This is a genomic window from Mesorhizobium sp. M0062, from assembly GCF_040323125.1.
In the GTDB taxonomy this organism is placed as follows: domain Bacteria; phylum Pseudomonadota; class Alphaproteobacteria; order Rhizobiales; family Rhizobiaceae; genus Mesorhizobium.
In genome coordinates, this window is record NZ_JAMYUO010000011.1 from 98,845 (window position 1) to 117,367 (window position 18,523).

An 18,523-nucleotide genomic window follows, 5' to 3' on the forward strand; every position below is an offset into this window, starting at 1 on the left:
ACAACAATGCAAACCAATCTCAAATTCGCGCCGCTCGCGGTTGCGCTCGGGCTCTTCGCCCTCAGCGGTACCGCTTTTGCTGCCGATGTCGTCTCGGAAGAGCCCCCGGCGCCAGCCCCGATCGCCGAGCTCCCCGTCGCTTCCTGGGCCGGCCCGTATGCCGGTCTCAGCGCCGGCTACGGCTTCAGCGGTCATGCCAAAGTCCAGGACGGCGGCCCCGACATCAAGACCAAGGGCTTTGTCGGCGGCGTTTTCGGCGGCTACCAGTGGCAGCAGGAAAACTTCGTGTACGGTGCTGAAGCCGATCTCGGCTACAACGGCGTCAAGGGTGACAGCGGCGGCGTCAATTCCAAGGGCGGCTTCGAAGGCTCGCTGCGCGCCCGTCTGGGTTACGCCGTGACCCCGGAAATCCTGCTCTACGGCACCGGCGGCGGCGCCCTGAAGAACCAGAAGATCTCGGTCCCCGGCGACAGCGACAGCAACACCATGCTCGGTTGGACGGCCGGCGTCGGCACCGACATCAAGATCACCGACAATGTGTTCGGCCGTGTCGAGTACCGCTACACCGACTTCGGTTCCAAGAGCTTCGACAGTGTCGGCACCAAGGTCAAAGAGAGCGACAACCGCGTCACCTTCGGCGTCGGTATGAAGTTCTAACTGTCGTTCAAGCCACGACACAAGAAAGCCGGGCCTCGCGCCCGGCTTTTTTTGTTTCGCCCGTCAGGCCGGCACAGCCACCTTCAGCCCCGGAAACTTCTCATCGAAACGCGCTGCCCAGCGGGTCAGGCGGCCGCGGCCCTTTTCCCATTTGCCGGCGAAGCGCAGAGAGAGGTAGCCGAGGCAGGCACGCAACGCCAGCTGGCCAAGCGTGATCTTCTTCGGCAGCTTCGGCGGATTGGCGTTGAGGAAATCGAGTGCGGCGGTGATCTTGGTCCACTGGCGATCGAGCCAGGGTTGATAGACCATCTCCTCCGGACGCGTGCGCCGCTCATAGACCATCGACAGCGCGCAGTCGCATATGCCGTCGGCCAGCGCCTCCAGCACTTCGGCCTCGAGGCGCTTGTCGGCATTGCGCGGCAACAACAGGCTCTTCGAAGCGCGGTTGAGATGCCGAGTGATCGCGCGGCTGTCATGGATCGAGCGGCCGTCGTCGAGCACCAGCACCGGAATCTTGCCGAGAGGATTGGCTGACATCAGTTCAGCAGGCTTGTCCTCGGTCTTGACCGGCACCAGCTCGACGGCAATGCCGGCATGGAGTGCTGCCATGCGCACCTTGGAACTGTAGGGGGATGAGGACGCGTAGAGCAGCTTCGGCATGATCGGTTTCCTGTTTTCGGACGGCCAGTGCATGTCGCTCAAAAATGCGGTTCCGGTCTTGAGAACGACGCGCGTAAAACAAAGGTCTAGAGCGCGTCGCCTGAACCCCATCGGATGCGACCGCCTTAGTGTTGGCCGATCTTCCCTGAGGGGCAACTGCCAGAAGGGCAAAACCAGGCGGCCAATCCGCCGACAATGAAGTCGCCAATGCATGTCGCATAGAATTGGCGTCGATTGCGAGAGAACGACGTGGATCAAAACGAGACCTAAATCACAACAAAAAAGCTCCCGGGAATCTGCCAGTCGGCAAAGTTCCCGGGAGCTTTGAGATGGTCCGCTGTTACTTCTTCTTGGCGGCTGGCTTCTTGGCCGGTGCAGCCTTCTTCACAGCTGCCGTCGACTTGGCGGCGGCGGCCTTCATCGGAGCCTTGGCGGCGGGTTTTGCCGCTGCCTTGGCTGCCGGCTTCTTGGCGGCGGGCTTGGCTGCTGCCTTCGCAGCAGGCTTCGCCACAGCCTTGGCGGCCGGCTTCTTGGCGGCGGGTTTCGCTGCTGCCTTGGCGGCGGGTTTTGCTACTGCCTTAGCTGCCGGCTTTGCCGCTGCCTTGGCAGCCGGCTTTGCCGCTGCCTTCGGTGCTGCCTTCTTTACTGCTGCAGGTTTCGCGGCAGCTTTCGGTGCCGCTTTCTTTGCCGGCGCTTTCGCCGCCGGCGCCTTCATCGTGATCTTTGCCATGCGATGCCCCTTGCGTTTGTGCCGATGGCCGTGAGTGACCCGGCGAGCTAATGCATATCTGACTCGTGCGTATCTAGCCAGCGAAGCATTACATAGAATTTCGCAGATTAAGTTTCGGTTACGCTGAGAGCATGATCGCAATGATCGGCACAGAAATCGGCAAAGAATCTTCCCGCTTCGCAGCGAACTATTGCGAGAGAAATCTCTGATATCGCGACTCACACGATCTTCTCGTCAAGCTCACATTCTCTTGCAACGCCGTCGATCTCACGCGGTCATCGGCGGCCTATCAGATGGCAACAATCATCGCACAGCAGAGGCTGATCTTGCTTCATCCCAACGGTTGCAGGAACAGCACTAAACTAGACGCGAGCTTTTTACTCGTATATCGAAAGTGGTTGGATGAAAGCCAGGAAAGACAGCACTTGAAGGACAGCCTGTTGTGTGTCGGACGTCTCCCAGACGAGAAGGGGGATCGCCAGCTTCGGCGCAAGAGATGCCTAACGGAAATGGGAAACGAAGATCGGGGAATCCTCCTCCCAGGAAGCCGCGATCCCTTGGAAGCCAAGGGGTGCAGGCCCCTAAGCGCCAACCCGCTCGCGCACCTGCAGCCGGCGCGAAGGCTCGGCGTGGTGGAGGTGGACGGCAAACGTATCCCACGGCGGCGCAATTCCGATCTGCATCAGGATCCGCCCGATCTCGCCGCGGTGATAGCCGCCATGCGTGACGACATGTGTCAGCATTTCCTGGCGTGACATCATCGCCCTGTCGCCGTCGGTGAAGGTGAAAGGCACAGACTCTGACATGAGCTTTGGCGAGACGGCTTCGATATAGTCGAGATACCAACGATCCATCGCAGCGACATCAGCGCTCAATTCATCGAGTGCCGGTGTGTCCTCGGTGTTGTCGGACGCATAGCCATGACGCGTGCCGGAAAGATGCGCGGCGAATATCTTCGATACGACAAGGTTGTGGTTGATGAGACGGGTCGCCGTGTGGCGCTGATCGATATGCTCCTGCTGGTCGAGGCCCGCAAGCTTCTCCAGCAATTCACCATTCGCCCAGGCTTGATAAACGAAGAGGTTGCGGAGCAAATCCAGCGCGTCCATGGTCTATATCCTTTGCAAAAAATGTGAGTATGTTATCTATATTCTTGGCTGCTGGAGCAGACATGTCTACTCGCATTGCAAAGCCGCGCTCACGCATGCGCAAGCAGCCGCGCCAGGCGCGTTCGAGAGCGACGGTCGAGGCGCTCATCGAAGCCGGTGCTCATGTTCTGAGCGCGCTCGGCTGGGCCGGCTTCACCACCAACAAGGTGGCCGATGCGGCCGGCGTCAGCATCGGCTCGCTCTATCAATATTTTCCCGACAAGCTGTCGCTGGTCGAAGCAATTCGCCGGCGACATTTCGATCAGGTGCTGTCGGTGATCGCCGAATCAGCAGAAGGCGACAAGCCGCTCAAGCGATTCGCGCAGGAGCTGGTGCGCGGCATGATCGATGCGCACAGCATCCATCCGACGCTGCATCAGGTGCTGCTCGACGAGGCGCCGGGCGATCGCGGCTCACGCGCCGCCCATGCCTCGTTCCAGTCGCGCTATCTGGATCACTACACGGCGGCGGTGGCGCAATATCGCAGGCGCAGAAAGGACAATGAGACCGTGGCCCGGGTGCTGTCCTCAGCGGTCGAGGGCGTCATCCACAATGCCGCGCGGCGAGACATGCTCGACGCGCCGGAACTGCAGAAGCAGTTGGTCGAGCTGATCTGCGCTTACGTATCTGGTGGGAAGGCGATGTGAGGCAGCGGCAGCAGTTCGGAGATTGGCGAAACCGGAGCGACATCAGATCTCCCCCTTGCAGGAGATGGCAGGTGCAACGGCGGTTCTTATCCGACCTTAGCGCAGGACGCGGCAGCGGCCGTTGTAGACCATCCAGCGGTCGAAGCCCGAGACGCAGAATTCGACATTGTCGCCGATCGAGGCAAAACCCTGGCCTTCCTCGATCAAGTACCAGATGGTGCGGGCGCGGCCATCGGAAAGGCTGACAGTGGCGCCGCAATAGCGGCGGCCGATCGGCCATTCTTCGCTGGCCGGGAGATAGCGATGCTGGTGGATGCGTTGGAAATCGGTGATCGAAACATCCGGCAGATGCGGCACGTGATGCACCTGGTAGGAGAAGCGGCTGGAGATTTTGCTTAGCACCCAGGCCTCGCCGCAAACGCCGCTGTCCTCGTCGGAATAGACGGAAAGATCGGCGGCCTGCGCTGGCTGGCCAAAGGGTGCAGCCAGCGGCGTGCAAAGCGAAATCAGGGCAGCAAGAGCGGATTTGGCAAAGCGAGTCATGGCAGCCTCTCAAAGGTCGACTGCGCCCACTTTGCGGATTCGGCGGCGCGCGGTCAAGCGGTCGCGCTGCCGATGGTTTCCCGCTCCGCAACCGGTTTTTCCGGTGCGAAGCTGCGAAACCACGTCCTGAGCCTTTGAAAAAGCTCGCCTCGCCCATTTAGGAAAAGCGGCCTGCCATGGCCGGCGGGGTGCCGAAACCCGGTTCAGCCTTGCTTGGCGTCGCCCTGCGGTATCGCGGCCGGGTCCATCCACATCGCTTCCCAGACGTGGCCGTCAGGATCGGCCAGGCTGCGATTGTACATGAAGCCATAATCCTGTTGGGCGTTAATGTCGGCGGCGCCGCCATTTTTAGCCGCCGCCTCATTCATCGCATCGACCGCCGCGCGGCTGTCGCAGGACACGGCAAGCATGACCTCGCTCGAGGTGGCCGGTGGGATGGGGCGATCGGTGAACTGACGCCATTTGGCATGGGTGAGCAGCATGACGTTGATCGTTTCGCTCAGCACCATGCAGGCTGCGGTGTCGTCGGTGAAGTGCGGGTTGTTGTCGAAATCGAGAGCTTTGTAGAAGGCCATCGACGCAGCGAGGTCGGCGACGGGCAGGTTGACGAAGATCATGCGGGGCATAGGGTCTCCTTGACAGTACACACTTGAAACCGGACCGGCGTTTCGCCGGACCATCCTCCGATGCCTTCTCTCAACGCACCGGTTTTGCTTTGCCGCGCACCCTCTCGGTCTGCGCCTTCTGCATCGCTTCGACCTCTTGATAAGCCGAGCAAAAACTGCATCTCGGCCGCCGAATAATCTCCAGCAATGCGGCGCCCGCCTCCAGGATCGGATGGTAGCAGCGCCGGACGAGTTCCTCGGTCTTCTTGCCCGCCGCGACCATGACCTTGCGCCTGTCATCGGGATCCGGCTGACGGCTGACGAAGCCGCGCTTTTCCAGCCGGTCGATCAACGTCGTGACCGCCGCCGGCGTGAGATTTGTCTCCCTCGCTACGAGGTTTGCCGGCCCCGCCGACCGTGATTGATCGCACCGAGACAGCGGCGCTCGGCAGCGCTCAGCACATAGATTTCGGCGACGGTCCCATCGAACGTTTCGACGGCATCCTGCCAGCGCGACATCGCGAAGCCTATCGCGTTGACCAGTTCCTCTTCTGTCGATCTTGGCATTCGATTCGAAATCTAATAATTAGATATCTATCTATCTGATTCTGGGATTAGCGTCAACGCCGAGCCGATTAGATGTGCATCTCCATGGTTTCGGTTCGTTGAACACAGCTGAGCATTCGCGGATGGCGCCACCGTCAAAACCTCTAGCGACTTTGTGTCTTTGCCGCGGGCGTCGCCCGCTGCGAAGCGTCGCTACTCCCCGGCCAGCCATTCCAGCGACCAGTGCGCCGGCTTTTCGACCGCCAGCAATCTGTGCAGGACCGGCAGCACGATGCGCAGTTCGCGCTCCAGCGTGAAGGGCGGGTTGACCACCACCATGCCGCTGCCGTCGAGGCTTGGTTCACGCGAAGCCGGCCGGATCTCGAACTCGATGTCGAGCAATTTTGGGACGCCGGATTGCTTGAGCGCCTTGCGGAAGGCGATGATCGCTTTGCGATCCTTGATCGGATACCACAGCGCGTAGATGCCACCCGGCCAGCGCCTGTGCGCTTTCTGCATGCCGTCGACCAGGCGGTCGAATTCGCCGGCTTCCTCGAACGGCGGATCGATCAGCACCAGGCCGCGCTTTTCCTTTGGCGGCAGATGCGCGCCAAGCGCCAGCCAGCCGTCGAGTTCGATCACCCTTGTCTGGAAATCGCCGGCAAACAGCGTCTTCAGCCTGGCGACATCTGCGCCGTGCAGTTCGATCGCCGACAACCGGTCCTGCTTTCGCATGAGGTGCCTGGCGATCAATGGCGAGCCCGGATATTTCTTCACCCCGCCATCGGGATTGAGCGAACGCACCGCTTCAAGATAGGGGGCAAGCAGCGCAGCCGCCGATTTTTCGATCGGGGCGTCGATGAGGCGGCCGATGCCGCCTTGCCATTCGCCGGTCTTTTGCGCTTCCGCCGACGAAAGATCGTAGCGGCCAATGCCGGCATGAGTGTCGACGACACGGAACGCCTTGTCCTTCTGCTTCAGATAGTCGAGCAGAAGGCTGAGCACGACATGCTTGACGACGTCGGCGAAATTGCCGGCGTGATAGGCGTGACGGTAGTTCATGCCGCGCTCATGTCGAGGAGCCTCTGCCCCAACGCGGCGGTGGCGGCTTCGAGTTCGGGTTCTCCGGCCGGCGACCGCCGAAAGCCAGAGTAAGCAGGAAGCCGATCAGGCCGACGGCCATCAGCCCATAGCCAACCGGCCGTGCGCGTTGATCGATCTCACCGGCGCCGGAGCGCAGTATCAGATCCACTGCGCGTATCGGGATATCGTCGGCGTCGCCCGGGCCGGCGGTGAAGAGATAGGCGCCGGGACTGACGGTTTCGATCACGCCGGCCTCGTCGCGAAAGATCTTGTCGGGCAGTTGCGGGCTGACCTGGCGCGGATTGTCGGCGTGGTTGAATTGCAGCGTCGAGGCAAGCACCGTGCGCCCGGCTGTGGCGGCAGTCAGCGTCAGCACGGTGCGCTGCTGCGAGACAATGCGCTCGGCCTTTGCCTTCAGGTCGACCAGCACTCTGACCGGCGCGTCGCCAGCTTTCAGCGTCACCGTCACAGGCCTAAACCGTCCCTGGTCGTAGACGCGCCAGGTGCCGATCTCGTGGCCGGAGAAATTGCTCATGGCCCAGGGATACACGAAGCCAATGGCGGCGCCGGCAAGCAGTATCAGGACAAACAGAAAGCGCATTGAGGAGATCCGGGTGTTCGACAGATTGCCAATAACGCCCTGAAGGCCAAAAAGCGATGGCTGACGCAGCGGAGCCACCTTTGTGGAGTCCGTTGGCGGCACGCAAGCCATGTGGCACTTATGGCGAATGAAGCCTTCCGCAGAAGCATTGACTCGTCTTTTCCAACCGATGCCGGTGGCTCATGCCCAATAGCACCGTGCTGATCACCGGTGCCCGCGCGCCGGTGGCGCTGCACCTGGCGCGGCTGCTGCATGGCGCCGGTTGCCGGGTGATCCTGGCCGACAGCCCGGCCCGGCCGATCGCCGCAGCGAGCACGGCCTGCGCCGCCTACCATCGCCTGCCGCCGCCGCGCTTTGCCGCCGACGCCTATGCCAAGGCGGTGGAAGCGCTTGTCGGCGCGGAAGGCATCGAACTCGTTATCCCGACCTGCGAGGAAGTCTTTTATCTCGGTCGTCTCTGGCAGCACCGCGCCATGCCGGCCCGCCTCTTCGCACCCGAGATGGCGATGCTCGCCCGCGTTCACGACAAGCATGCCTTCATCCGGCTGGCGCAGAGCCTTGGGCTCGACGTGCCGGAAACGATACTGCTGCAAAGCGAGGCCGATCTCGACGGCGTTCGTGGCCAATCGCGCGAATTGGTGTTCAAACCTGTGTGGTCACGTTTTGCCCGTGACGTACTGCTGCGGCCATCGCCGGACGAACTCGACGCCGTCCGCCCCTCGCCCGCCGCTCCTTGGGTGGCGCAGCGCTACGTCGCCGGTGAAGAGATCAGCGCCTATGCGGTGGCGATCGAGGGTGAACTCAAAGCGCTGGCGCTCTACCGTTCGCTCTATCGCGCCGGCAAGGGCGCCGGCATCTGTTTCGAGCCGGTCGAGGATATCGCGGCGCGGCGCTTCGTCGAAACCTTCGTCGCCGGCGCCGGCTGGACCGGCCAGATATCCTTCGACCTGATGCGCGAGAACAACGGCAGGGTGCTGCCACTGGAGTGCAATCCGCGCGCCGTGAGCGGCCTGCACTTCTTTCGCGATCCGCGGCGCTTCGCCGACGCGGTCCTGGAGGATGGCGCCGAGGTGAAGCCCGACGTGACGGCGCCGCAGACGGTGAGGCTTGCGATGTGGATCTACGGGATGCCGGCGGCACTGCGCTCCGGTGGTCTCGGCCGCTTCCGTCAGGCGATGCACAATGCCAGCGAGTTGCTCGACTGGCCGGGCGACCCCGCGCCGAAGCGGGCGCAGTGGCGCACACTGGCCGAGATCGCCGGCACAGCACTGCGCCAGCGCATCAGCCTGCAGGCTGCGTCGACGCGCGATATCGAGTGGAATGGGCCGGAGCAGGACTAGTCGAGTTGAAACGGAACTTCCGGTTTTCAGCTGAGTGCGTAAGTCCTGCTAAGGTTGCCTAAACGGGATTAACTGGCTTTGCGGACAATTGCAGGCCAAGCGCCTTGGTTACGCCCAGCAATGTACTGAGGCGCGGATCGCCCTTTTCGCTCAGCGCCTTGTAGAGTGCCTCTCGGGTCACGCCGGCGTCCTTCGCTATACTTGTCATGCCGCGGGCGCGCGCGACAATGCCGAGGGCGTGCGCAATATAAGTCGCGTCCCCGGTCTCGAACGCATCAGCGAGCAGTTCGGCTTGAGACTCAGCATCATCAAGATATTCGGCGGCGTCGAATGGTGTGGTTCTGAGGGTCATATCAAACTTCCTTTGCCATTTTCCTGGCTTTTCCGATGTCCCTGTCCTGCGAGCCTTTGTCACCGCCGCAGAGCAGGATAATGACCGTGTTGCCGCGCCGGACGAAGTACACGCGGTATCCCGGACCGTAATCTACGCGCAATTCTCCTATGCCATCGAAGAACTTGGCGTCTCCCAACAGCCCAGCCTGAACGCGGACAATCCGTTGGGTGATCTTCTTTACGGCGCGAATGTCCGTGAGCCCTCTGAGCCATTTTCGGAATTCGTCAGTGGATCGAACTTCGATCATCCGTGAACTATAATTTACAGCATAACTGGAATCAAGTGCCGTGAACTTTAGATTACAGCTCGATTTGGTGCACCCGCGGCTCTGCCGCCGCCGGTGGCATCTTGCCGTCGATGATCGCCGCTATGTCGCGGCGCAGGAAATCCAGCGGGCCGATCGCCGGCTGAACCTGCGGCGATATACGGGCGTTGTCGCTGGCCGATTTCAGCACACGGCGATCCTGCTGCAGGGCAAAGGCAAAGAGCGGCCGGAAAGCAAGCGCCTTGAGTTCGCCGAACAGGCCCTGTCGCGGGCCGATCAGCCAGCCGACGCCTTCGACGGTCCGTTCGTCCGCCTGACGCAAATGGAAAGTGGTCGCCAGCGCCAAGCCGCCCCTGCCCCAATATTCGAGTTCGACGATGCCGGGATGGCGGTAGCGGCCGATGGTCCTGGCGCGCTCGCCTTCCAGCAGCCGGCTGACCAGCCCCTGTTGGCGGTCCTCGCCGGTGTAGCAGCTTTCGACCCAGCCCTTGCCGCCGGTCACCTCGACGCGCACGAGATGGCGCTTTGCGGTCAGGCCGCGCAGCACACCCTTGTGGGTGAAGTGGGTGTGAGTGGCGTCGAGAATGTTCTCGGCGGCGTCGAGCACCGTCGATCGCGCCGAGCTTCGCACCCGCTTCACGACGACATCCTTGCCTTGCATGCAATGGAGATAGGGCTCGCCCTCAGGCGTGCCTGCCGAGACGAAGACGACGCCGTCGCGCTCGATCGCGCTGTAGCGGCGGACACGGTAATGCGGGACGTCGCCGACATGGCCGGGAATGGCGGTGCAGCGCCCTTCCCCATTGTAGCGCCAGCCATGATAGGGACATTCGATCTCGCCACCGACGACCTTGCCGGTCGAGAGTTCGACCAGGCGGTGAGCGCAGCGGTCGAAGAGGGCTGCAATCCCCTGCGCCGAGCGGAACAGCACCAGCGGCGTGCCATCGAACAGGATGCGCTTCGGCTTGCCTTTGATATCGACTGACCGCACTACCGCCTGCCAATAGTCTTTGTCTTTTTGCTGCCGGGCTTCGCTCAAAGTTCAAATCTCCTGAGCAGAGGGATGCCGATCTTCGCGAGCACAGATTCCATGATACGCACTGCAGCGCGCTGGCGGCGCCGAAGATGGCCGGCATAGACGGCGTTGTACTCCTCCGTTGCCACGGCGCCGCGCAAGCGTTTGAAGGCGGCGGCACCGGCGCTCATGTTGAAGAACAGGCCGTGCACCATCGCATGATCCTGAGCCAGCGCCATCATCATGCGGTAAAGGCCTTCGCTCACCGGGAGGCCGGTGTCGTAGCCGACGATGGGCTGCGTCAGTGTCCTGCCGTTCTGAGACAAAGCGGCGACGGCGACCAGTTCACCGCCGGGACGACGCAGGCCTGCCAGTTGCAGGATGCCGCGACGGTGCGTCTCGCCGATATAGCGGGCGGTGTAGTGCGGGTTGAGCGGCGTGTATTTGTCGAGATAGAGCATCCGGTAGAGCGCTTCGGCGCGCGCATAGTCGGCCTCGGTGAAGTCGCCATTGCCGACCCGCTCGAACGGCGTCGTGCGCAGCCGCTTGCGGTCGCGCTTCATGTCGTTGGTCATGGCCGAACCGTCGCCTGCGAAGATGTAGATCTGCCGCGCCGCCAGCATTCGAAAACCCTCCGCCTTCAGCGCTGCGATTGTCGACGGATCGGCGATCTCGTTCAGGGAGCGGATGAGAACAGCGCGATCGGGAAAACGCGCGGTGAGATCGTCGCGCATCGCCGCGACCGCGTTGCGATCGAGCAGCGGCACCGGATTGGTCGAATAGAGCCAGTTGTTGACCTGAACCTGATGGTCAAGGCCGCTCATCCTGACCAGCGGCGCGCACAGGCCGATCAGCATCCGCATCGTTTTTTGCAGCAAGGGCGAGGAGACGAAATTGCGGGTCTCGTCGATGGCATAGTCGACATAGGCGCTGGACGGGCAGCAGATGTAGCAGTTCGGCGCTTCGCTTCTGTCGTTCAGCGTCAGCGGAAAGGAGCGGCCGGCGATCTCGAAGGTTTCGACAGCCACTGTCAGATTGCGCACGAGGTCGCGCACCGGCACCTCGTTGAAAAGCTGAACGAAGGCTTCGACCTCACGCGGGTTGTTTTCTACCCGGTTCGTCTGATCGAGTGGCAACATAGCGAGCCGGTTCATGATGCCGCTCCCAGGTGGCATTCGACCCGACGCAGTTTGCGGCCGGTCTCCAACGGCAGGTCCCTGCGAACAAGGCTGACCGAAGCTGTCGCCTGGCGCGCCGCCAGCAAATTGCGCACGGACTGATGGGCGGCGGTGGCGGCTTCGTCGGCAAGCCCGGGGGCGAGGCTGAGTTCGATTGCATCTTCAGCGGTCTGGACCAGGCGGAAATCGTCGATGCGCCGGTCGGCCTTGAGCACCGCATTGCGTAGTATGTCGGGCGTGACGAGGAGCTGCCCGTGCGGCGAGGCTAGCCGGAAAGCGTCGTCCATGCGGCCGACGATCTCGTCCAGCGTGCGCAGCGGCGAGCCGCAGCGGCATGGCTTTTCGGACAGCCGCAGCAAGTCGTTCATCCGGTAGCGCGCCATGATCTGGGTCCGGCGGCGAAAGGCGGTGATCAGCGGCATGACCAGGCCGTCGCCGGCCGGTTCGAACTCGAAGAACACCGAATCCTCGGCCAGATGCAGCCCGCCCTGGCGGCAGGTGACGGCGAACAGCCCTTCGGTCGCCATGTAGATCTGGTCGACCTGACCACCAAAGAATGCCTCGATGACCGGCCGGTCAACCGGGTCGAGCGTTTCGGCGGCGCTGAAGACACGCTGCGGCTTGAGCCGAAAGCCCTCGGCCGCGAAGTGCCGCAGTATCTTCGGTGGCGCGATGATCACCGTCGGCGCGAAATCTTCGAGAGCGCCGCGCCAGCTCTCCGGACCGCGCGTCAGATCGAAGAAGCGCAGGTCGATACGCCGCGATTTGCGCGCGCTATCGTAGAGCCCGGTGTTTTGCGGCAGGATCACCGCAACGCGCTGCCGGCGCCAGAGCAGATCGGGCACGGCTTTGGCCAGGATGGTGCCCAGCCAGCGGTATTTTTCCGCCTCGGAAATGACGAACAGGCCACGATTGCCCGACGTGCCGGTGCTTGCGCCGACTGTCAGTTCACCAATGCGGCCATCGCCGGCCTGCGCCTTCCAGGCCTCGGCGGCCGAGACGCCGCGGATGTTGAAGCGCTCGAAATTGCCCATCACCGTCGCCTTGTCGGTCACCGGCAGATCGCCGAGATGACGCGGCGCCTTGCCGTAGAACGGCGCGCGCGGCAGGTCGCGGTCGAGAAAGCGGCGCAAGGCTTGCGCCTGCCAGCGCTCGAAACTCTCGCGGCTTTTGCGCGAAACCCATTGCGTCAGCGCAAACGAGCGGATCGCTTCGGCCGGCCCGTTCACGCGCTCTCTCCGGCCACATCGTAGGCCGTCACGGCCGGATCATGACAAAGAACAACCTCGCCGCCGGTCGCCAGAAACCGACGCAACATTACGCTGGTCGGCTCGATCGCGGCGGCATCCTCGGCCAGCAGGGTTGCAGGCAGACCGGGAGTTCGGTTTTCGACAAGGGCCGCGATCAACCATTGCGCGTCGACGGCATAGAGCAGCGGCCGCTCCTGATTTGGGAACAAAAGGCCGAACTGGCCATCGGCATGGCCGGGCAGACCGACGGCGACGACGCTGCCGTCGCCGAACAGATCGGCGCCGCCGGGTACGCCGCCACGCGGCTCGACCTGCCGCTTCGACGACAGCCCGTCGAGTCGGGCCTCGAAGTCAGACGGGAACAGTTCCTTGAAGACGCCATGGCGCAGATTCTGCAGGGACGTCTTGGCCTTCGCCCGCGCCCACGCGGTGTCATTGGCGATAAGCCGAGCGTTGGGAAACAGCGACAGGCCCGACATGTGGTCGGCATGGAAATGCGTGACAATGACGGTGCGCACGTCCTGCGGCGAGAGGCCGAAGCGCGCCAGTACCGCCAGCGGCTGCTCGGCTTCGTTGAGCTGGGGCCGGAGGATCGCACCGTAAAAACGCAGCGCCGTGCTGCGCTCGCTGCCTTGTGTCACATGCGGCGTGTAGCCGGTATCGATCAGTACGGGGCCGGCCTGCGGATGCATGATCAGGCCGTAGCGGACACGTAGCCTGACCTTCGCCCAGCTGCCGCCGCGCAGGATCAGGCGCTCGACTGCGCCGACAGAGGCGCTGTTGGCGAAGACGATCTTCACGCAGCTTCCCTGCTTTCCGTCGCCTTGCCGAATGTGCGATCGAGCCCTTCCTCGAACGACACTTTCGGCGCCCAGCCGAGGATGCGGCCTGACTTGGAAAGATCGAGGCTCTGCGCATAGGCGAACAGGCCAAGACCGTAGCGCGTCACCGGCGGTTCCGGGCGGCCGGGCAATATATTCGCTACCGTCTCCGCTATCACGGCCGCCAGCATGGCGGGCCAGAGCGGCATTCTGCGCCAGCGCGGCTGCACGCCGGCGCGGGCGCAGGCCGCCTCGGCAATGCGGCGGACCGGCACCACTTCGCCGCCGGAGATGTTGAATATCTGTCCCTCGGCAGCGCTGCCGGCGGAGAGCGCGGCAAGCACCGCATCGACGACATCCTCTATATAAGTGAGATCGATGCGCGCCTTGCCGTCGCGAAACAGCGGCAGCGGGCGCTGCCGTGCCACCTGCAGCAGACGCGGCAGCAGCGTGCGATCGCCGGGACCGTAGAGGCCGCGCGGCCGCAGCACCACCGGGCTGATCTCAGGCGCCGCCAGCACGATCTCCTCAGCCTGCCGCTTGGTGCGGGCATAGTGATTGACCGGAGGGGGCAAGGCCGCATTCTCGGAAACTCCGAGCTGGTCGCGATAGGCGAAACAGACCGTCGGGCTGGAGATATGGACGAAGCGGCGCACGCCTTGCCCGCGCGCGAAATCGCTGAGGTTGCGGGTAGCTGTGACATTTGCCGTCTGGAAATCCGCCAACCTGCCGAAGGGCGCGGAAAGTGCCGCGCAGTGGATGATCGCATCGACGCCGTCGAGAGCGCGCGCGGCAGCTGCATCGAATGGTTGAGACAAATCGAGCCGAACGACCCGATGACCAGCGGCTTCGAGCGCCGCGCAGCGTTTGGCGTCCCTGCCAAGACCCAGCGCCGGTGTACCCAGTGCAGCCAGCCGCGCCATGACATGCGCGCCGAGGAAGCCGCTGGCGCCGGTGACGAGGACGCGTCCCACGGTCATGCTTCCAGCGCCATGCCGCCGAACGACACGCCGGCCGAGGTGCCGAGGAACAGCACTTTGGCGCCGGGCACAATGCGTTGTTCGCGGCGCGCGACGTCGAGCGCAAACGGGATGGAAGCGGCGATCTGATTGCCGTAGCGCGCCGCGATGTCGACGAGCTTTTCCCTGGCGAAGCCGGTCTGGCGCGCCATGTGGGCGAGCGCCAAAGGGCTCGCCTGATGCGGCACGACGAGGTCGACATCGTCGTGCCGCCAGCCGGCGCGATCGAGCAACTCCGCTACAAAGCCGTTGAAATGGCGTGACGTGACGCGAAACAGTTCCTTACCCTCCATGTGGAACAGGCTGTGGCGGGCGAATTCCTCAGGCTCACGATGAAAGTCGAACCGGGTGCCGCCGGAGCCGATGCTGCAGGCCTCATAGGCGGAAGGGTAGGTGCGCATCAGGTTGGCCGCGACTCGACCCTCGGCAGGGGCTGCCTGTTGCAGCACGGCGGCCGCCGCGCCATCGCCGAAGAGGGCCGCAATTTCCGGCTGGTCCTGCCACGGCAGCGCGCGCGAGGCGATTTCAGACGAGAACACCAGCGCCGTCCGGCATTGCCCGGCCTCGATCAGGCGCGACGCGGTCTCGAAGGCTGTGAGGAAGCCCAGGCAGGTGCTGTTGACGTCGAAAGCGGCCGCCGACCCATCGGCAAGGCCGAGGCGCTGCATGACCAGCGGCGCCGTCGACGGCAACGGCTGGTAAGGCACGCCGCAACCGCCGATGACCAGATCGACACTGCCTGCCTCAAGTTCGGCATCGGCAAGCGCCAGACGGGCTGCGGCACAAGCAAGGTCGACCTGCGATTCGGCGTCGCAGACATAGCGTTCGATGACGCCGGTCGCGGCCTCGAAATGTCCATCGCCAAACCCCAGCCGCGCATCGAGGGCGCGCGACGTCACGCATCGAGCCGGCACGGCCCGCCCGGTTCCGATGATCCTGATCCGCATTCTCAGCCCGCCCAATGAGCCTGCATCCAGTCAATCCATAAAACGGATCCAATGTGATGGCCATCATCAAGACGAATGCGTGGGAACTATGGAGCCTTCAGTGGATTGCGGCTAGAATCTCTCGCAAGTATAAAGACCCGTACGGGGGCGATTATGGCCAGATCTTTTTTCCGCTTTATTTCTTCAATTTTTGGCGCGTCCGACGCCAGACAGGAAGGAAAAGCCGAGGCCAACAGAGCCAATACAGGGGGCTTGATCAGAGCCGAATGGCCCCATGACTATCAGTTCCTCTTTATCGAACCACCTGCGAACGAAGTCGCGGAAGCGTTGGACGGCTGGAAGTGGATCGGACTGGATGGCCTTGAACCAGCTGCGGTGTCAGCTTTCGGCGACATATTTTTCCGTGCCGGCGACGGGTCGGTTCGTCATCTCGATATGCTCGACGGGAAATTGACCAGAATTGCGGGTCATTGGGCGGAATTTCAGGCCGACTTGCAGAATGAAGCGCGCCGCGACGAGTTGCTGCTGGCGGGCCTTGTCGTTGCCGCCCGAAAGAACCGACTGATTCCGGCAGCCGGCCAATGCTATGATTTCAAGAAGCCGCCGGTGCTTGGCGGCGAAATGAGTCTGCGAGAGATGGAAACGACGTTTTTCGTTGTGAAGGTGCATATCGCCGGCCAAATCCATCGGCAGGTGAAAGATCTCCCGCAGGGCGCGAAGATAAACAAGGTTACGATCAGCGACCGATAACGCGACTTACGCCTTGCGCTCCCAGCGACGGTCGGGCGTCTGCTGCCAGTAGGTGACAGCGTGGCCCGCTTCTTTCAACACCTTCCAATGCGTCCGCGCCCCTTCGACCTGGGCCGCGTCATGGCCGTCGAACAGGAACACGGCGCGTTCGTAGCCGGCGAGATCGGCGGGTGCGGCGCCATCGACGAGGAAGCGTATCTGCGCCTGGTTGGGGTTGGCGTCGCTCGTGGTGAGCAGGATTGGCTGTTCGGCCGGATGGGCTTCACGGTCGGTCGCGTGCGCGAGGAACGAATCGTCCCTGAATGTCCACAGATGCAGGTCGAGCGCATCGCGCCGCTCCTCGGTCCCGGTCTGCACCACGGCGCGCCAGCCGCGATCGACGCTGCGCTCGAGCAGGCCGGGAAGCGCATCCTCCAGCGTCGATTCGGTCAGGTGGTAGAACAGGACATCGGCCATTCCCTGCCTTATCCCTCGTAATTGTCGCGCACCAGCCGGTCGAGCAGCCTGACGCCGAAACCCGAGCCCCAGGACTGGTTGATCTCGCTCGGCGGAGAGCCCATCGCGGTGCCGGCGATGTCGAGATGCGCCCACGGCGTTTCCTTGACGAAGCGCTGCAGGAACTGCGCGGCGATGATGGCGCCGCCATAGCGGCCGCCGATGTTCTTCATGTCGGCGTTCTTGGAATCGATCAGCTTGTCGTATTCGGGCCCAAGCGGCATGCGCCACAGCCGCTCCTGACTCGCCTGGCCGGCCGCCGTCAACCTGTCCGAAAGTTCGTCATTGTTGGAGAACAGGCCGGCATAATGCTGGCCGAGCGCGACCATGATGGCGCCGGTCAGCGTCGCCAGATTGACCATGAATTTCGGCTGGAAGCGGTCGTTGCAATACCACAGCGCGTCGGCCAGAACGAGGCGTCCTTCGGCATCGGTGTTGAGCACCTCGATGGTCTGACCCGACATCGAGGTGACGATGTCGCCGGGGCGCTGGGCATGGCCGTCGACGGCATTTTCCACCAGCCCGACGATGCCGACGACATTGGCCTTGGCCTTGCGCGCGGCTAGCGCCTGAATGAGCCCGATGACGGCCGCGGCGCCGCCCATGTCGCCCTTCATGTCTTCCATGCCGGAGGCCGGTTTCATCGAATTGCCGCCGGTGTCGAAGGTGACGCCCTTGCCGACGAAGGCGACCGGTGCGTCCTTGGCCTTGCCGCCCTTCCATTGCATGACAGCCATCCGGGCGCCGCGTGGCGAGCCTTGCGCGACACCGAGGAGCGAGCCCATGCCGAGCTTCTTCATTTCCTTCTCGGTGAGGATCTCGACCTCGACGCCGAGCGCTTCCAGTTCCTTGGCGCGGGCGGCGAATTCGATCGGGCCGAGCGTATTGGCCGGTTCGTTGACAAGGTCGCGCGCCAGAAGCACGCCGTCGATGACCGCAACCTCGTCGGCGAAGGCCTTTTTCGCCGCGGCAGGATCGGCGGTGTGGATGGTCACCTTGACCGGTTTCTTCGGCTCGGCATCGTCCTTGTCTTTCCTGGTCTTGTATTTGTCGAAGGAGTAGCTGCGCAGAATGATGCCGGCGGCAAGGTTCGCCGCTTGCCTGCCGCCAATCTTTGCGCCCGGCACATCGAGGATGACGGCCACCTCCGCTGCCTTGCGCAGGGACGCGGCGACGGTGCCGCCAAGCTTCAGCCAGGCAAAGTCATCGAGGCCGGCGACCTTGCCGGCGCCGACCGCCACCAGTCGGTCGAGCGATGTTCCCTGCGGCGCCAGCACTTCGACGACACCGGCGAATTTTCCGGAAAACTCCGCCACCGGAAACGCCCGCGCCAGCGTTCCTGAGGGGTCGCAGGCCTTTGCCGGTTCGCCAAGACCACCATCGTCGGCCGCCAGCACGAAGATGCTGCCCTTTTTGGGTGCGGCAAATTTGGCGAAGGCGATCAATGGTCTCAAAGTCATCAGGTCCTGCTTTCGGGAAACGGCTCAGATTTTCAGGAAAAATGCATTCTCAGGGAAGATGCGCGACATTTGGTCGTTTTCCTTGATTTGGCAAGACTTTGCCGGAATCAGGGCTCATATGCGCAGCGGAATCGATAACGATTCGTCGCGGCACGGCTCCGCTTTCCTGCCGCAACCTGTTGTTAACCATCGATGTTCTCCCTTTCTTATCCATTGCCGCCGACACTCCGGCCTGCGGGACGGGCGATGTGGGACGGAGAATCGGATCGAACCGCCTGAAAGAAATGGCCAAACGCACCCAGTTGTACAGCCGCAGCCGGACGACTACCTTGTCGGCGGGCATGATGCCGTTCGGCAAATCGAGAAAAG

At 63.0% G+C, this 18,523-nt stretch carries 24 protein-coding genes; 4 read left to right on the top strand and 20 right to left on the bottom strand.

Going from position 1 to position 18,523, the window contains the following annotated elements:
- Positions 1-6 precede the first annotated feature (6 nt).
- A complete protein-coding gene (locus NKJ64_RS15565) occupies positions 7-657 on the top strand; it encodes an outer membrane protein (protein WP_023834758.1) in 651 nt (216 codons plus the stop codon).
- Between the two features lie 63 nt (positions 658-720).
- On the opposite strand, the gene NKJ64_RS15570 is transcribed toward NKJ64_RS15565, so the two are convergent.
- The 3 genes from NKJ64_RS15570 to NKJ64_RS15580 form a co-directional block, all read right to left on the bottom strand.
- Positions 721-1,317 carry a glutathione S-transferase family protein gene (locus tag NKJ64_RS15570; protein WP_023834759.1) on the bottom strand — a complete coding sequence of 199 codons (597 nt, stop codon included), beginning with the start codon at positions 1,315-1,317 and terminating at the stop codon, positions 721-723.
- A 340-nt stretch (positions 1,318-1,657) separates the two neighbouring features.
- A complete protein-coding gene (locus tag NKJ64_RS15575) occupies positions 1,658-2,047 on the bottom strand; it encodes a hypothetical protein (RefSeq protein WP_023834760.1) in 390 nt (129 codons plus the stop codon).
- A 581-nt stretch (positions 2,048-2,628) separates the two neighbouring features.
- Positions 2,629-3,156: a DinB family protein gene (locus tag NKJ64_RS15580; protein ID WP_023711920.1), complete on the bottom strand. Its 528-nt coding sequence runs from the start codon at positions 3,154-3,156 to the stop codon at positions 2,629-2,631.
- A gap of 62 nt (positions 3,157-3,218) precedes the next feature.
- Between NKJ64_RS15580 and NKJ64_RS15585 the strand changes: the two genes are divergently transcribed.
- Positions 3,219-3,842 (top strand): TetR family transcriptional regulator, encoded by a 624-nt coding sequence (locus NKJ64_RS15585; RefSeq protein WP_031193538.1) that lies wholly within the window; start codon positions 3,219-3,221, stop codon positions 3,840-3,842.
- Between the two features lie 96 nt (positions 3,843-3,938).
- Here NKJ64_RS15585 and NKJ64_RS15590 read toward each other — a convergent pair whose 3' ends face one another.
- The 6 genes from NKJ64_RS15590 to NKJ64_RS15615 form a co-directional block, all read right to left on the bottom strand.
- Positions 3,939-4,385: a hypothetical protein gene (locus NKJ64_RS15590; RefSeq protein ID WP_023834761.1), complete on the bottom strand. Its 447-nt coding sequence runs from the start codon at positions 4,383-4,385 to the stop codon at positions 3,939-3,941.
- A 203-nt stretch (positions 4,386-4,588) separates the two neighbouring features.
- On the bottom strand, positions 4,589-5,011 hold the full coding sequence (locus NKJ64_RS15595) for a VOC family protein (RefSeq protein WP_023834762.1): 423 nt from the start codon (positions 5,009-5,011) through the stop codon (positions 4,589-4,591).
- Between the two features lie 70 nt (positions 5,012-5,081).
- Positions 5,082-5,429, bottom strand: a complete 348-nt coding sequence (locus NKJ64_RS15600; protein WP_196815014.1) for a MarR family transcriptional regulator — start codon at positions 5,427-5,429, stop codon at positions 5,082-5,084.
- Positions 5,381-5,557 (bottom strand): hypothetical protein, encoded by a 177-nt coding sequence (locus NKJ64_RS15605; RefSeq protein WP_023829025.1) that lies wholly within the window; start codon positions 5,555-5,557, stop codon positions 5,381-5,383. The genes NKJ64_RS15600 and NKJ64_RS15605 overlap by 49 nt, the downstream gene beginning before the upstream one ends.
- 192 nt (positions 5,558-5,749) lie before the next feature.
- Positions 5,750-6,598: a 23S rRNA (adenine(2030)-N(6))-methyltransferase RlmJ gene (locus NKJ64_RS15610; protein WP_023701908.1), complete on the bottom strand. Its 849-nt coding sequence runs from the start codon at positions 6,596-6,598 to the stop codon at positions 5,750-5,752.
- Positions 6,599-6,605: 7 nt separating this feature from the next.
- Complete coding sequence (locus NKJ64_RS15615; protein ID WP_023834764.1) at positions 6,606-7,220, bottom strand: hypothetical protein; 615 nt, start codon at positions 7,218-7,220, stop codon at positions 6,606-6,608.
- Positions 7,221-7,402: 182 nt separating this feature from the next.
- Between NKJ64_RS15615 and NKJ64_RS15620 the strand changes: the two genes are divergently transcribed.
- The gene (locus tag NKJ64_RS15620; protein WP_031204521.1) at positions 7,403-8,560 is read left to right on the top strand and encodes an ATP-grasp domain-containing protein; all 1,158 of its coding nucleotides are present in this window, start codon (positions 7,403-7,405) and stop codon (positions 8,558-8,560) included.
- 58 nt (positions 8,561-8,618) lie between these two features.
- On the opposite strand, the gene NKJ64_RS15625 is transcribed toward NKJ64_RS15620, so the two are convergent.
- Genes NKJ64_RS15625 through NKJ64_RS15660 form a run of 8 tightly spaced genes read right to left on the bottom strand, consistent with a single transcriptional unit; the run spans position 8,619 to position 15,401 of the window.
- Positions 8,619-8,912 carry an addiction module antidote protein gene (locus NKJ64_RS15625; protein WP_023672747.1) on the bottom strand — a complete coding sequence of 98 codons (294 nt, stop codon included), beginning with the start codon at positions 8,910-8,912 and terminating at the stop codon, positions 8,619-8,621.
- A 1-nt stretch (position 8,913) separates the two neighbouring features.
- Positions 8,914-9,201, bottom strand: coding sequence for a type II toxin-antitoxin system RelE/ParE family toxin (locus NKJ64_RS15630; protein ID WP_023672746.1), 288 nt, complete (start codon positions 9,199-9,201; stop codon positions 8,914-8,916).
- 52 nt (positions 9,202-9,253) lie between these two features.
- The gene (locus tag NKJ64_RS15635; protein WP_352462888.1) at positions 9,254-10,210 is read right to left on the bottom strand and encodes a Rieske 2Fe-2S domain-containing protein; all 957 of its coding nucleotides are present in this window, start codon (positions 10,208-10,210) and stop codon (positions 9,254-9,256) included.
- Between the two features lie 44 nt (positions 10,211-10,254).
- Positions 10,255-11,388, bottom strand: a complete 1,134-nt coding sequence (locus NKJ64_RS15640) for a GNAT family N-acetyltransferase (protein WP_352462889.1) — start codon at positions 11,386-11,388, stop codon at positions 10,255-10,257.
- Entirely contained in the window at positions 11,385-12,641 is a 1,257-nt protein-coding gene (locus NKJ64_RS15645; protein WP_352462890.1) for a F390 synthetase-related protein, read from the bottom strand. The genes NKJ64_RS15640 and NKJ64_RS15645 overlap by 4 nt, the downstream gene beginning before the upstream one ends.
- Entirely contained in the window at positions 12,638-13,462 is an 825-nt protein-coding gene (locus NKJ64_RS15650) for an MBL fold metallo-hydrolase (RefSeq protein WP_352462891.1), read from the bottom strand. The genes NKJ64_RS15645 and NKJ64_RS15650 overlap by 4 nt, the downstream gene beginning before the upstream one ends.
- On the bottom strand, positions 13,459-14,463 hold the full coding sequence (locus NKJ64_RS15655; protein WP_352462892.1) for an NAD-dependent epimerase/dehydratase family protein: 1,005 nt from the start codon (positions 14,461-14,463) through the stop codon (positions 13,459-13,461). The genes NKJ64_RS15650 and NKJ64_RS15655 overlap by 4 nt, the downstream gene beginning before the upstream one ends.
- A complete protein-coding gene (locus NKJ64_RS15660; RefSeq protein WP_352462893.1) occupies positions 14,460-15,401 on the bottom strand; it encodes a 3-oxoacyl-[acyl-carrier-protein] synthase III C-terminal domain-containing protein in 942 nt (313 codons plus the stop codon). The genes NKJ64_RS15655 and NKJ64_RS15660 overlap by 4 nt, the downstream gene beginning before the upstream one ends.
- A 201-nt stretch (positions 15,402-15,602) precedes the next feature.
- Between NKJ64_RS15660 and NKJ64_RS15665 the strand changes: the two genes are divergently transcribed.
- Positions 15,603-16,199 carry a T6SS immunity protein Tdi1 domain-containing protein gene (locus NKJ64_RS15665; protein WP_023693959.1) on the top strand — a complete coding sequence of 199 codons (597 nt, stop codon included), beginning with the start codon at positions 15,603-15,605 and terminating at the stop codon, positions 16,197-16,199.
- 6 nt (positions 16,200-16,205) lie between these two features.
- Here the strand turns inward: NKJ64_RS15665 and NKJ64_RS15670 are convergent, their stop codons facing one another.
- The 3 genes from NKJ64_RS15670 to NKJ64_RS15680 are packed head-to-tail and all read right to left on the bottom strand — an operon-like array spanning position 16,206 to position 18,497.
- A complete protein-coding gene (locus tag NKJ64_RS15670) occupies positions 16,206-16,655 on the bottom strand; it encodes a DNA polymerase III subunit chi (RefSeq protein ID WP_023672739.1) in 450 nt (149 codons plus the stop codon).
- An 8-nt stretch (positions 16,656-16,663) separates the two neighbouring features.
- Positions 16,664-18,154 (bottom strand): leucyl aminopeptidase, encoded by a 1,491-nt coding sequence (locus NKJ64_RS15675; RefSeq protein ID WP_023689105.1) that lies wholly within the window; start codon positions 18,152-18,154, stop codon positions 16,664-16,666.
- A gap of 49 nt (positions 18,155-18,203) precedes the next feature.
- Complete coding sequence (locus NKJ64_RS15680) at positions 18,204-18,497, bottom strand: hypothetical protein (protein ID WP_155923279.1); 294 nt, start codon at positions 18,495-18,497, stop codon at positions 18,204-18,206.
- Positions 18,498-18,523: the final 26 nt, after the last annotated feature.

What these genes read in the sequence shown, in the direction of transcription:
- NKJ64_RS15620 (WP_031204521.1), top strand. Translation starts at nt 7,403, where the DNA reads ATGCCCAATAGCACCGTGCTGATCACCGGTGCCCGCGCGCCGGTGGCG.
- NKJ64_RS15610 (WP_023701908.1), bottom strand. Translation starts at nt 6,598, where the DNA reads ATGAACTACCGTCACGCCTATCACGCCGGCAATTTCGCCGACGTCGTC.
- NKJ64_RS15565 (WP_023834758.1), top strand. Translation starts at nt 7, where the DNA reads ATGCAAACCAATCTCAAATTCGCGCCGCTCGCGGTTGCGCTCGGGCTC.
- NKJ64_RS15585 (WP_031193538.1), top strand. Translation starts at nt 3,219, where the DNA reads ATGTCTACTCGCATTGCAAAGCCGCGCTCACGCATGCGCAAGCAGCCG.
- NKJ64_RS15575 (WP_023834760.1), bottom strand. Translation starts at nt 2,047, where the DNA reads ATGGCAAAGATCACGATGAAGGCGCCGGCGGCGAAAGCGCCGGCAAAG.
- NKJ64_RS15630 (WP_023672746.1), bottom strand. Translation starts at nt 9,201, where the DNA reads ATGATCGAAGTTCGATCCACTGACGAATTCCGAAAATGGCTCAGAGGG.
- NKJ64_RS15675 (WP_023689105.1), bottom strand. Translation starts at nt 18,154, where the DNA reads ATGACTTTGAGACCATTGATCGCCTTCGCCAAATTTGCCGCACCCAAA.
- NKJ64_RS15590 (WP_023834761.1), bottom strand. Translation starts at nt 4,385, where the DNA reads ATGACTCGCTTTGCCAAATCCGCTCTTGCTGCCCTGATTTCGCTTTGC.
- NKJ64_RS15625 (WP_023672747.1), bottom strand. Translation starts at nt 8,912, where the DNA reads ATGACCCTCAGAACCACACCATTCGACGCCGCCGAATATCTTGATGAT.
- NKJ64_RS15680 (WP_155923279.1), bottom strand. Translation starts at nt 18,497, where the DNA reads ATGCCCGCCGACAAGGTAGTCGTCCGGCTGCGGCTGTACAACTGGGTG.
- NKJ64_RS15665 (WP_023693959.1), top strand. Translation starts at nt 15,603, where the DNA reads ATGGCCAGATCTTTTTTCCGCTTTATTTCTTCAATTTTTGGCGCGTCC.
- NKJ64_RS15580 (WP_023711920.1), bottom strand. Translation starts at nt 3,156, where the DNA reads ATGGACGCGCTGGATTTGCTCCGCAACCTCTTCGTTTATCAAGCCTGG.
- NKJ64_RS15640 (WP_352462889.1), bottom strand. Translation starts at nt 11,388, where the DNA reads ATGAACCGGCTCGCTATGTTGCCACTCGATCAGACGAACCGGGTAGAA.
- NKJ64_RS15655 (WP_352462892.1), bottom strand. Translation starts at nt 14,463, where the DNA reads ATGACCGTGGGACGCGTCCTCGTCACCGGCGCCAGCGGCTTCCTCGGC.
- NKJ64_RS15615 (WP_023834764.1), bottom strand. Translation starts at nt 7,220, where the DNA reads ATGCGCTTTCTGTTTGTCCTGATACTGCTTGCCGGCGCCGCCATTGGC.
- NKJ64_RS15605 (WP_023829025.1), bottom strand. Translation starts at nt 5,557, where the DNA reads ATGCCAAGATCGACAGAAGAGGAACTGGTCAACGCGATAGGCTTCGCG.
- NKJ64_RS15595 (WP_023834762.1), bottom strand. Translation starts at nt 5,011, where the DNA reads ATGCCCCGCATGATCTTCGTCAACCTGCCCGTCGCCGACCTCGCTGCG.
- NKJ64_RS15570 (WP_023834759.1), bottom strand. Translation starts at nt 1,317, where the DNA reads ATGCCGAAGCTGCTCTACGCGTCCTCATCCCCCTACAGTTCCAAGGTG.
- NKJ64_RS15670 (WP_023672739.1), bottom strand. Translation starts at nt 16,655, where the DNA reads ATGGCCGATGTCCTGTTCTACCACCTGACCGAATCGACGCTGGAGGAT.